This is a genomic window from Microbacterium azadirachtae, assembly GCF_000956505.1.
Classification (GTDB): Bacteria; Actinomycetota; Actinomycetes; order Actinomycetales; family Microbacteriaceae; genus Microbacterium; species Microbacterium azadirachtae_A.
Genome location: NZ_JYIX01000020.1, coordinates 42342 through 53064, shown reverse-complemented (window position 1 = coordinate 53064; position 10723 = coordinate 42342). Strand labels below are relative to the sequence as shown.

Annotated in this window: 12 protein-coding genes; 4 read left to right on the top strand and 8 right to left on the bottom strand. The window is 71.7% G+C overall.

Going from position 1 to position 10723, the window contains the following annotated elements; all coding sequences use genetic code 11:
* Positions 1–162: 162 nt before the first annotated feature.
* From RS86_RS01665 to RS86_RS01645, 5 genes are all read right to left on the bottom strand, one after another.
* Positions 163–726 (bottom strand): PH domain-containing protein, encoded by a 564-nt coding sequence (locus tag RS86_RS01665; protein ID WP_052680005.1) that lies wholly within the window; start codon positions 724–726, stop codon positions 163–165.
* 102 nt (positions 727–828) lie between these two features.
* Complete coding sequence (locus tag RS86_RS01660; protein WP_045270469.1) at positions 829–1497, bottom strand: O-methyltransferase; 669 nt, start codon at positions 1495–1497, stop codon at positions 829–831.
* Positions 1498–1528: 31 nt separating this feature from the next.
* On the bottom strand, positions 1529–2596 hold the full coding sequence (locus RS86_RS01655) for a CPBP family intramembrane glutamic endopeptidase (RefSeq protein ID WP_082076487.1): 1068 nt from the start codon (positions 2594–2596) through the stop codon (positions 1529–1531).
* Positions 2596–3684, bottom strand: coding sequence for a DUF1648 domain-containing protein (locus RS86_RS01650; RefSeq protein ID WP_045270468.1), 1089 nt, complete (start codon positions 3682–3684; stop codon positions 2596–2598). Before RS86_RS01650 ends, RS86_RS01655 begins: the two co-directional genes overlap by 1 nt.
* A 14-nt stretch (positions 3685–3698) precedes the next feature.
* Complete coding sequence (locus RS86_RS01645) at positions 3699–4046, bottom strand: GntR family transcriptional regulator (RefSeq protein ID WP_045270467.1); 348 nt, start codon at positions 4044–4046, stop codon at positions 3699–3701.
* Between the two features lie 101 nt (positions 4047–4147).
* On the opposite strand from RS86_RS01645, the gene RS86_RS01640 reads away from it, so the two are divergent.
* Complete coding sequence (locus RS86_RS01640) at positions 4148–4618, top strand: DUF4442 domain-containing protein (protein ID WP_045270466.1); 471 nt, start codon at positions 4148–4150, stop codon at positions 4616–4618.
* A gap of 72 nt (positions 4619–4690) precedes the next feature.
* Positions 4691–5941, top strand: coding sequence for an APC family permease (locus tag RS86_RS01635; RefSeq protein WP_045270465.1), 1251 nt, complete (start codon positions 4691–4693; stop codon positions 5939–5941).
* Here the strand turns inward: RS86_RS01635 and RS86_RS01630 are convergent.
* Positions 5895–6683 carry a helix-turn-helix domain-containing protein gene (locus RS86_RS01630; RefSeq protein ID WP_045270464.1) on the bottom strand — a complete coding sequence of 263 codons (789 nt, stop codon included), beginning with the start codon at positions 6681–6683 and terminating at the stop codon, positions 5895–5897. The genes RS86_RS01635 and RS86_RS01630 overlap by 47 nt on opposite strands.
* A gap of 115 nt (positions 6684–6798) precedes the next feature.
* Between RS86_RS01630 and RS86_RS01625 the strand changes: the two genes are divergently transcribed.
* Positions 6799–7323, top strand: coding sequence for a VOC family protein (locus tag RS86_RS01625; protein WP_045270463.1), 525 nt, complete (start codon positions 6799–6801; stop codon positions 7321–7323).
* Here the strand turns inward: RS86_RS01625 and RS86_RS01620 are convergent.
* Positions 7304–8113, bottom strand: coding sequence for an SGNH/GDSL hydrolase family protein (locus tag RS86_RS01620; protein ID WP_045270462.1), 810 nt, complete (start codon positions 8111–8113; stop codon positions 7304–7306). The two genes, RS86_RS01625 and RS86_RS01620, sit on opposite strands and share 20 nt — an antisense overlap.
* Positions 8114–8238: 125 nt before the next feature.
* Positions 8239–9507, bottom strand: a complete 1269-nt coding sequence (locus tag RS86_RS01615) for a histidine--tRNA ligase (protein ID WP_045270461.1) — start codon at positions 9505–9507, stop codon at positions 8239–8241.
* 328 nt (positions 9508–9835) lie between these two features.
* Here RS86_RS01615 and RS86_RS01610 point away from each other — a divergent pair, with 328 nt between their 5' ends.
* Positions 9836–10684, top strand: a complete 849-nt coding sequence (locus tag RS86_RS01610) for a histidine phosphatase family protein (RefSeq protein ID WP_052680004.1) — start codon at positions 9836–9838, stop codon at positions 10682–10684.
* Positions 10685–10723 lie beyond the last annotated feature (39 nt).

The following is a 10723-nucleotide window of genomic DNA, read 5'->3' as shown; positions in this document are numbered from 1 at the left end:
GTCCCCACCAGCGGAGGCTATGGGGTCCGCTGGTGGGGACGACTCGAAGGTAGTGCGAGCGCAGGAGGGGGCGCGGGCACGAGGGCGGGCGATCTCGGCCCGGGGCGGGGCAGCCGCGCGGCCAGGCTCGGCCCCGACGCGAGGCGAGGCGAGGCGAGAAAGTCAGGCGGTGTAGGGGTTCTGGGCGGCCTGGGCGTCGCGGTGGGCGAGGATCTGCCCCACCTCGACCTGGTCCGCAAGGGTCTCCTGCACGAGGGCGACGTTCGGCACGTCGCGGATCCGCAGCGGCGCATCCACGCCGTTGGACAGCAGGACCGTTCCGGCGCCGACGAGGCGCTGCAGGGGACCGCGGCGCACCGAGATCGTGTAGCCGCGGGCGTGCGACATCTCGATGCTGTTGCGGGATCCGACGCCGTCGCGCACGATCACCCGGCGCGTCGTGATCGTGACGCGCCGCGACAGCCACACGATGAACGGCACCACGACGAGCAGCAGCACCAGCGCACCCGCCGCTGCCCACAGCATCCAGTCCTTGGCCCAGCCCGCGAGGGGGGCCGGGAGGTTGCTCGTGAGGTATCCGGTCGCGCCAGCCACGACGATGAGCACGAGCGCAGACCAGAATAGATGCCGCGCGTGGGGGTGGAACCGGGCGATGAGGCGCTCCTCCGCGGGCACGCCGGGCGGCGGCGTCATCGGCCGCCCGCCCAGACCCACTGGTTGCGTCACGCGTCCATTGTGACCCGTGCCGCCGGGATCCGCACGGCCCGGCGCGGGTGTGTCCGGATGCGGATCCGCGCGGACCCGCCGATCCCGCTCACGCGGGACGCGTCACACCACCACGGCGATCGCGACGCCGTCCCAGCCCTTCACGCCGACCGTCTGCAGCGCGGTCGCATCGAAGCGGGGATCGCGGCCGAGCATCTCCAGCGCCTCGCGCGTGCCGACCACCATGGAGTCGGCCGAGGCAGGATCGACGATGTCGCCGTCGCGGCCGATGTTGTCCAGCACGATCACGGATCCGGGACGTCCGAGCCGCGCGGCCCAGTCCAGGTAGATCGTGTTCGACTCCTTGTCGGCGTCGATGAAGATCAGATCGAACGGCGCGTCGTCCTCGAGCGCCGGCAGCACCTCCGCCGCGCGCCCCAGGCGGATCTCGACCCGCTCCCCCACGCCCGCGGCGTCGATGCTCGCGCGGGCGACCGCGGCATTGTCCGGTTCCGCCTCGATCGTCACGACGCGGCCGCCGTCGCCCACCGCCCGCGCCATCCAGATCGTGGAATAGCCGCCGAGCGTGCCGATCTCGAGCACCCGGCGCGCCCCCGCGATCCGGGCCAGCAGGTTCAGCAGCTTGCCGCTGACCGGCGCGACCTCGATCGCGGGCATCCCCGCCGCCTGCTGCGCGGCCAGAGCGGCCTCGAGCGCAGGGTCGTGTCCGACGAGGGTCTCGGACAGATAGTCGTCTGCGGCGCGCCAGTTCGCCAGGTTCGGTTGGGCCATGCGCCCAGCTTCGCCGCTCGCGCGGCAGCGATCAAGACCGCTCCGGCTCCGATCCGGGCGGCGCGGACGGCCCAGCCGCCGAACCAGCCCCCGAACCCGGGTCCTGCGGATTCTCGAGCGCCGGCTCGGGGAAAGGCGCAGGGAGCGTCCGCGGCCGGTCCGCGGCGAGCGCCGGCTGCCGCCGGAACTGCCCGGTGACGATCAGGACGAGGATCAGCACCGCGCCGACGATCCAGCCCGCCACGCCCAGAGGCAGGATGAGGGCCGGATCCGCCCTGGTGCCCGCGGCGAAGAACCACACGTACATCCCCGCCGAGGCGTTGAGCGCGCCGTGCGCGAAGACCGCGGGCCACATCGAGCCCGAGCGCAGCCGGAGCCAGCCGAGCAGCACGCCCCACACCACGCATCCCCCGGTCATGAGCAGCACTCCGGTGACGTCCGTACGCCCGAAGTTGTAGCCGAGAAGGATGATCGGCGCGTGCCACAGGCCCCAGACCACCCCGCTGATCAGCAGGGACGCCCAAGTGCCGTAGCGACGCAGCGCCGGCACGAGGAAGCCGCGCCAGCCGAGCTCCTCGCCGAACGCCGCGATCGCGTTGACCGTGGCGGCGGCGACGGGGATGCTCGCCGCCTGCGCCGCGATCAGCACGCCCGTCGGCGGAAGCGGCGTTCCTGCCGGGACCTTCGCCGCGATCAGTTCGGTGAACCCGGAGAATCCGGCGAGGTCGACCGTGAGCCAGCCGCACAGCGCCGCGACCGCGGTCGAGGCCAGCACGAGCAGCGGAGGAACCAGCAACCCGATCACGATCAGCCACAGGACGCGCTTCACGGGGCGCAGGGGCCACAGGCCCAGGAACCGCAGCCGCTGCCCCTTCGGGATCGGCCGGAGCACGAGCAGCACGAGCACGACGGCCACGGCCGGCATGTACATCATCACCGTCATGAGCGGCAGCGCATACGGCTCCCGCAGCCCGTCGCCGAGCCACAGCGGCAGAGCCACCAGCCACGCCAGCCCGCAGGCCAGCACGACGTAGGCGACGATCGCGCCGAGACCGATACTCCGATCACCGTCCGCTCGTGCCGTCTCCTGCGCGCTCATCATCGTGTGCTCCCGTCGTCGGGCGTGCCGCCATCGGTTCCTGCGACCCCCGGCGCCCCGGCGCGGTCGAGATACGCCTGCAGCACGCCGGCGCCGATCGCCGCGCCGTCGACCGTGACGACCAGAGGACGCTTGTCGCGGCGCTCGACCTCGATCGCGGGCCCGCGGCGGAGCACGATTCCGGTTCGGCCGTCGAGGCCTAGTCGCCAGCCGAAACCGCCGAACTCGCCGAACGGGTTGCACTCCACCGCGCGCACCGAGACGACCTCGTCGAGGGGCACGTGCACGCGGGGGAAGCCGATCTGCGATCGCACCGAGAGTCCGTCGGGACCGACACGCACCCGGAACGATGCGGAGGACGCGAACGCGCCGCCGATGAGCACAAGGGTGAGCACCGGCACCCACATCCGATCAGTGAACCGGATCGCCATGAACGCGGTGATGCCGACCACGACCACCACGAGCAGGGAGATGAGGATCATGGCGCGACGGGACAGCGATGCCGTCGCCAGCCAGACCACCCGTTCGCCGTTCGTGATCGCGGCGACATGGGCAGGCTGCAGCGGCGCGGCCGGAGCAGGACGGATGTGCGGCTGCAGCAGCCATCCGATCCCGATCAGCACGACGAAGGCGCCGAACCCCAGCAGCATGAGACCGCCGAGATCCTCCGCCTGCTTCGCGTCGGCGATCCCGCGCTGCGTGCCGACGGCGCCCAGGTTGATCACGGCGCTGAGCCCGGAGATCCCCAGCGCCATGCCGACGATGAGCCTCGCACCGCCACCCCAGTGGTCGCGCACCCCGACGACCGTCGTGATCGTGAGCACCGCGGGCAGCACGAAGCCGAGCAGGATCGACAGCCAGACGAACGTGACCGGCGGTCCGAAGCCGTCGACGCCCGAGGGGCCCCAGTGCGTGGCGGCGGGCGAGGGCACTTCAGGCAGCCAGGCGAGGACCAGTGCGAGCACGATAGCGGAGAGCACCAGCGGCACCACGGCGCCGAGGGTCAGAGCGATCAGCCGCGCCCGGCGGAGATCACGGGCCGGGATCGCGGTCACGTCGTGGGCGGCGGGAGTGGAACGGGCGTTCATGATGGGGATCCTCCTCATTCCTGGGCGGCGATCAACGCGGCGAGCGTTGCGGGGCTGACACCGAGTGCGGTGCCCCGACGGACGAGCGCTCCGATGTCCTCTGCGAGGTCGGCCAGCGGCGCGGCGGAGGCCGAGAGCACGGCGCCGCGCCCACGGCGCAGGTCCACGAGCCCCTCGTCGCGCAGCTCCTGATACGCGCGCAGCACGGTGTGCACGTTCACGTCGATGGCGTCGGACAGCTCGCGGGCGGCGGGGAGCCGGTCGCCGGGACGCAGGCGCCCTGCGAGCACCTCCGCGCGCACCGAGGCCGCGATCTGCGCGAACAGCGGCTGAGCGCTGTCGGCGTCGATACGGATCAGCATCCCGCTCACCTCCTATCTAGTTATTCTAGGTCAACTAGATCAATTGTGGAAGGGATCCAGTCGATTCATCTCGGAGGGCGCGCACCGGGGAGACTGGCCGCATGCGCATCACTCCCCGCCGGCTGGCCGTCGGCATGAGCCTGTGGATCCCGAACCTGTTCAGCGGCATCAGAGTGCGCGGGTTCAGCGCCGACTGGACGCAGGCCGCGGTCGAGCTGCACGTGAACGTCTTCACGCGCAACTACGTGAAGACGGCGTTCGGCGGATCCATGCAGGCGATGACGGATCCGTACTTCTTCATGCTGGTCATGCATCAACTGGGGCGCGACTACGTGGTGTGGGACACCCGCGGCGAGATCGAGTTCCTCAAGCCGGGCCGCGGGGTGCTCACCGCGCGCTTCCACGTGCCGGCGGAGCGGGTCGCCGACATCCGGGAGCGCGCCGTCGGCGGCGCGAAGGTGCTCGAATGGTTCGAGACGGAGATCACCGACGGTGCCGGCGAGGTCGTCGCGCGCGTGCGCCGCGAGGTGTACGTACGGGAGAAGAAGCGCGTCACGACGGCGAAGGCCTGACGCCGCGCGGCGGCTCGCGATTCGCCGCGGCCGCGGGACGCGCGAGGCCCTGCGGTCAGGGATGATGGAGGCATGCCTCTTGCGCGCCGCCTGACGCTCGGCGACGCCGTTGCGATCGGCCTCGGGTCCATGATCGGCGCGGGGGTCTTCACCGTCTGGGGCCCCGCCGTGGGCGCCGCCGGATCCGGTCTCCTGATCGCGCTGGTACTGGCGGGCTTCGTGGCGTTCTGCAACGCCACCTCGTCCGCGCAGCTCGCGGCCGCGCATCCGGTCTCCGGTGGCACATATGCGTACGGACGCGCCGAGCTCGGGCCCTGGTGGGGCTTCACCGCCGGCTGGAGCTTCGTGATCGGCAAGCTCGCGAGCTGCGCCGCCATGGCGATGACCGTCGCGGCGTACGTCGCCCCGGCGGGATGGCAGAAGCCCCTCGCGATCGCCGCGGTCGCCGCCCTCACCGCCGTCACCTGCGCCGGGGTGACCCGTACCGCGCGCGTCACCCAGGTGCTCGTCGGCGTGACGCTGCTGGGGCTGGTCGTGGTGCTCGCGGCGGCAGGTGCCGCCCTGCCGCAGGCCGCGCCCGCACCGATCCCGTCCGGATCCCTGTACGGGGTGCTCCAGGCCGCAGGACTGCTGTTCTTCGCCTTCGCGGGCTATGCGCGGATCGCGACCATGGGCGAGGAGGTGCGGGATCCGTCGCGCATCATCCCGCGGGCGATCGGCATCGCGCTCGGCGCCGCGCTCGTGGTCTACCTGCTCGTCGGCGGCGCCGTCGTGCTGACGCTCGGCGGCGCGGCGGAAGGCTCGTCCGCTCCCCTCGCCGATGTCGTCTCGGCCGCCGGCTGGACGGCCGCCGGGCCTGCGGTGCGGGTCGCCGCGGCGACGGCCGCGACCGGGGCGCTGCTCGCCCTGCTGTCCGGGATCGGGCGCACCTCCCTCGCGATGGCTCGGGAACGCGACCTCCCGGAGATCCTCGCCGTCGTGGATCCGCGGCACCGGGTGCCTCGGCGCGCGCAGCTGGCCGCGGGCGCCGTCGTCGTGGCCGTCGTGCTCGTCGCAGACCTGCGGGGCGCGATCGGGTTCTCCTCGTTCGGCGTCCTGCTGTACTACTTCGTGGCGAACGCCTCCGCGCTCCGGCAGGGCGGTGCCGCCCGCCGGTATCCGAGACCGCTGCAGGTGCTCGGCGCCCTCGGCTGCGTCGTCCTGGCCGCAACGCTGCCGCTGCCCTCGGTGCTGATCGGAGCGGCCGTGGTGCTCGTCGGCGTCGGCCTCCGCGCGATCAGGCTCCGCCGGGACCGGCGTGGGCACGATACGCCGACGCCGTGAAGCCGAGCACCGCGCGGAAATCGTTCGCGAGGTGCGACTGATCCGCATAGCCGAGATCGGCGGCGACGGTCGCCAGATCCGTGCCGGGATCGGAGCGGATCCGCTCCGCCGCCTCCTGCAGGCGCCGCCGGCGGATCATGGCGGCGGGAGAGAGTCCCACGTGGCGGTGCGCCATGCGCTGCAGAGTGCGCACCGAGACGGCCAGCCGCGCCGCCGCCTGCTCGGGCGTGCGGACGTCGGGATCCGACATGAGCAGCTCCGCCATCGCGTTCGCGTGCCGCGCCGGGGCCGTGACCTCGCCGACGCGCTCGCGCAACCAGTCGCACAGCGCCGCGACGGCCCGTTCCCGATGCCCGTCGCCCGAGGACATGGCGTGCGCGACCGCCTCGGGCAGTCCTGCTGCAGGGTACGCCTCCACGCGGTCGAGCAGGGCGGACGGCGCCTCGGTCAGCGCGGCCACGGCGGCCGGTCGCAGCAGTGCGCCGACGGCCCACCCCCTGCCCGTCAGCTCCCGCGCGCTGACGCGCGTCGTCGCGCCCGACAGCACGGCGCCCCCTTCCTCGACGACGAGGTTCAGCGCGGGGAACGACACCAGGTCCTGCCGCGACGAGCGGCCCGGTTCGATGTCCCACTCCGGGATCCAGCACCACTCCACGAGCTCGGCGGCATCGACGGGCGGCGGGAGCCGGTGGAACTGCGGCAGGCGCGCCGGATACAGCACACCGCGCGTCGGATCGACCATTCCTCGAGCCTAGAAGCCTCCGCCGACATCGGCCCGGCGCCGGGCGGCCGTCCTCGTCTCAACCTGGCGCGAATCTCCAAGAACCGCCTCCCTCTCGGCGCCTAGCCTCGGGGTCATGAGCGAAGACACCTCCACCACAGCAACCACCGGCGTCACCGGCGCGTACACGACGAACGGCCGCCCGAACTCGGCGACGTCCCTCACCCCGTTCCTGGCCGTTGCGGACTCCCGGTCCGCGATCGAGTTCTACCGCGAGATCTTCGGCGCCCGCGTCGTGGAGATCACCGAGTTCGGCGGCGTGGTCGCGCACGCCGACCTCGACTTCGGTCTCGGCGTGCTGCAGCTGGGCGACCCGAACCCCGAGTACGGGCTGATCGCCGCGCCCGGCGGCGACGCCGACTGCTATTCGATGGGCCTCTACGTGCCCGACGTCGACACGGTCGTCGAGCGCGCCGTCGCCGCGGGCGCCACGATCCGCGAAGCGCCGTCGACCTTCGTCTCGGGCGACCGCTATGCGAGCATCCGGGATCCGTTCGGCGTGCGCTGGTCGATCATGACGCGGGTCGAGGACCTCTCGGAGTCGGAGAGCACCGCCCGCATCGCCGAATGGGCCGCGTCGTTCACCGCATCAGAGAGCTGAGCGCTCCTCCGGCCGCACTCACCGAGGACTCCTCGGCCGCCGCCGTCACCGCGGGCAGCAGCGCCTCCGCGGTGCGCCGGTAGCCGAGGGCGCTCGGGTGGAACCGGTCGAGGCTGAACATCTCCTCCGGCTCGTCGAAGAACATCGGCCCCACCGCGCGGCGCAGGTCGACCGCGGTGGCTCCGTGCTCGATCGCGGCCTGTGCCTGCGCCGCTGCCAGCCGCCGCGACATCCGCGAGGCGATCGACCGCAGCGGTTGCGGAACGGCTCGCAGCGCCCCGAGGTCGGGGCAGGTGCCGACCACGACGCCGGCGCCGAGCGCGTGCAGCCAGCCGATCGCGTCCTCGAGGTGCTGCACCGACAACGAGACGGGGATCCGGTGGGTCACGTCGTTGCCGCCGACGACGATCACCGCGACGTGCGGCAGGTAGTCCGTCTCGAGCGACGCGAGCTGGGCGTCCAGATCCGGCGACTCGGATCCGACGATCGCGACCGTCCGCAGTCGCACCGGTCGCCGCGTGCGCCGGGCGACGCCCTTCGCGAGTCGTCCGCCCAGCGTGTCCTTGCGCCGCTCCGCGCCGAGACCGGCCGCGAGCGAGTCTCCGAGCAGGAGCAGTTCGATCGGCTCGCCCGACAGGCGCCGCCGCCACACGCGGTCGGCGTCGATCGCATCCTCCCCCAGCGGCTTGCCGATGCGGCGCCGGGCGATGCGCGCCTGGCGCCGCAGCGCCAGTGGCACGGCGACGGCGGATCCGGCGATCGCGAGCCCGGCGGCTCCGAGAAGCCCCACCGGGACGCCTCGGGTTCCGGCCCGACGGCGATCAGCAGCGTCCATACGCCGATCAGACCGCATCGACATGAACAGCGCGTGACCGGCCGTGGACGATCCGGCGCGCCCGGGAGGGCTCGCCGCTCTCAGGAGAGGGGCTTGACCTCGAGCGCGTCGGAGGCGTCGCCCGCGCGCACGCCCGCGAACGCCGTGTAGCCATCGGCCGCGGCGCGCTCGAGCAGCGCCTTGAGGTTCTTGGTGCGCCGCTCCAAGCGAACCCTGGCGCCGCCGGCGATGAGCGCCGCCTTGTGCGCGACGAGCTCCGAGACGGGCACGTCGCCGTCGTGCACGAGCACCACGGACTGGCCCGCCGCGTCATCGGCCGACTCGAGCAGATCCACGATCCGCTCGAAGCCGATCGAGAAGCCGACCGCCGGCACCTGCTGCCCGAGGAAGCGCCCGATCATGCCGTCGTAGCGTCCGCCGCCGCCCAGCGAGTACGACACCGAGGGGTGCGCGAGCTCCATGATCGTGCCCGTGTAGTAGCCCATGCCGCGCACGAGGAACGGGTCGAACTGCAGCGGGATCGGATCGATGCCCTCGGCGGCGGGACGGGCGGCCGCGACGGCCTCGCCGAGGCCGACCAGGTGCGCGACGAGGTCTTCCGGAGCGTTCTCCGGAAGCGCTTTGCGGATCTGCCGCTCGCCGTAGGGGTTGTACTCGAGGGTCTGCGGACGGCGCAGGAAGGCCGCGAACGCGTCGACCGCGGAGGCCGAGGCCCCGCGCTCGCGCAGCTCGGCGACGATGCCGTCCGCACCGATCTTGTCGAGCTTGTCGATCGTGATGAGCACCCCAGGACGCTCGTCCTCGGCGAAGCCGAACGAGTCGAGCATCCAGTCCAGGGCACGGCGGTCGTTCACCCGCACCATGCCGCCGGTGAGCCCGAGCGCATCGATCGTGTCGAGCGAGGCGACGATGAGCTCGGCCTCGGCGCGCGCCGAGTCGTCGCCGATGATGTCGATGTCGCACTGCACGAACTGGCGGTAGCGACCCTTCTGCGGCCGCTCGGCGCGCCAGACCGGCCCGATCTGGATCGAGCGGAACACCCCGGGCAGCTGTCCGCGGTTGGTCGCGTAGAAGCGCGCGAGCGGGACGGTCAGGTCGTAGCGCAGGCCCAGGTCGCTGAGCGCGGCGGGATCCTCCGCGGCCGCGCGGATGCCGTCCGCGTCGAGCCCCCGGCGCAGGATGTTGAAGGACAGCTTCTCGTTGTCGCCGCCGATCCCCGCGTGCAGGCGGTCGTACTCCTCGACCACGGGCGTCTCGATCTCGTCGAAGCCGTGCGCGCGGTAGCGCTCGCGGATGACGGAGAGCACACGCTCACGACGCGTCTTGTCGGCGGGGAGGAAGTCGCGCATCCCGCGCGGAGGATTGACCGTTGCCACGGATCCATTCTTCCAGGTCCGTCAGGTGGGCTCGGATCCCTCCGCCGCGCGGACCTCGTCCTCGACCGGCAACGCCCGCTTCCATCGGTTCCCGCGGAACGGCGGTCATCGTCACGTGGTTTTGTTTAGATCTATACCTGTTTACTCATAAACCAAAGGCTGATAGCTTCGGGACGCGGAATCTGGGGCCTTCGTTCCGCGCCTCCGGAAGCCGATGACGACTTCCGGAGGAAGAACTGCAGAAATCCGGCATCCGCATCCACGCGGCTGATCGATCACCCCTCTCACCAAGGAGACAATGATGTCCCTCTCGAATCCGCGCCGTGCGCGGGCCCACCGCCTCATCCGTTCCGCGCTGGCCGCGGGCGTCGCGACGGCAACGGCGATCTCGTTGGTCGCGTGCGCGCCATCGGCGACGCAGACCACACCGCCCGCGACCAAGAAGTCGGACGGCGTCGTGCAGATCTACCTGACCCGCCACGGGAAGACGATGCTCAATCTCACCGAACGCGTGCAGGGGTGGATCGACTCCCCCTTGATCTCCGCGGGCGAGCAGACCGCGACGGACCTCGGCGAAGGGCTCGCCGCCAAGGACGTCTCGTTCGCCTCGGCGTACTCGGGAGACATGCTGCGTCACTACGCCACGGCCACAGGAGCGCTGGCGGGGATGAAGTCGGATCTGACACCTGTGCGGATGCCCGGGCTCCGCGAGATGGCCTTCGGCTCATGGGAAGGGGAATTGGGCACCGTGCTGTGGCAGAACGTGGCTGAGCGCTCTGGTTTCGCGGACGAGGCTGCCCTCAAGGCATCGCCCGACTACGACTTCCTGAAGTCCCTGGACACGATCGCGACCATGAACGCGAAGCCCGAGCTGACCGCCGAGACCTGCGATCAGGTCGCCGAGCGCATGTTCGGCGCGTTGACCGAGATCGCCGAGAAGCAGAGCGCCGATGGCGGCGGCAACGTCCTCGTCGTGTCGAGCGGGATCTCGATCATGTGCGGGCTGTCCACGCTGACCGACGATCTGCCCGCCTTCATCGGCGGCATCAAGAACGGTTCGGTCAGTCAGCTCGAGTATCGCAAGGGGACCTGGACGGTGAAGAGCGTCAACGACCTCAGCTACGTCGAGACCGGCGCAGCGATCGGCTGACGAGACCAGGGGGCGGTGCGTGCGGATCCGCCGTGCCGC

What these genes read in the sequence shown, in the direction of transcription:
- RS86_RS01655 (WP_082076487.1), bottom strand. Translation starts at nt 2,596, where the DNA reads ATGAGCGCGCAGGAGACGGCACGAGCGGACGGTGATCGGAGTATCGGT.
- RS86_RS01650 (WP_045270468.1), bottom strand. Translation starts at nt 3,684, where the DNA reads ATGAACGCCCGTTCCACTCCCGCCGCCCACGACGTGACCGCGATCCCG.
- RS86_RS01615 (WP_045270461.1), bottom strand. Translation starts at nt 9,507, where the DNA reads ATGCGCGACTTCCTCCCCGCCGACAAGACGCGTCGTGAGCGTGTGCTC.
- RS86_RS01610 (WP_052680004.1), top strand. Translation starts at nt 9,836, where the DNA reads ATGTCCCTCTCGAATCCGCGCCGTGCGCGGGCCCACCGCCTCATCCGT.
- RS86_RS01630 (WP_045270464.1), bottom strand. Translation starts at nt 6,683, where the DNA reads ATGGTCGATCCGACGCGCGGTGTGCTGTATCCGGCGCGCCTGCCGCAG.
- RS86_RS01635 (WP_045270465.1), top strand. Translation starts at nt 4,691, where the DNA reads ATGCCTCTTGCGCGCCGCCTGACGCTCGGCGACGCCGTTGCGATCGGC.
- RS86_RS01660 (WP_045270469.1), bottom strand. Translation starts at nt 1,497, where the DNA reads ATGGCCCAACCGAACCTGGCGAACTGGCGCGCCGCAGACGACTATCTG.
- RS86_RS01640 (WP_045270466.1), top strand. Translation starts at nt 4,148, where the DNA reads ATGCGCATCACTCCCCGCCGGCTGGCCGTCGGCATGAGCCTGTGGATC.
- RS86_RS01625 (WP_045270463.1), top strand. Translation starts at nt 6,799, where the DNA reads ATGAGCGAAGACACCTCCACCACAGCAACCACCGGCGTCACCGGCGCG.
- RS86_RS01645 (WP_045270467.1), bottom strand. Translation starts at nt 4,046, where the DNA reads ATGCTGATCCGTATCGACGCCGACAGCGCTCAGCCGCTGTTCGCGCAG.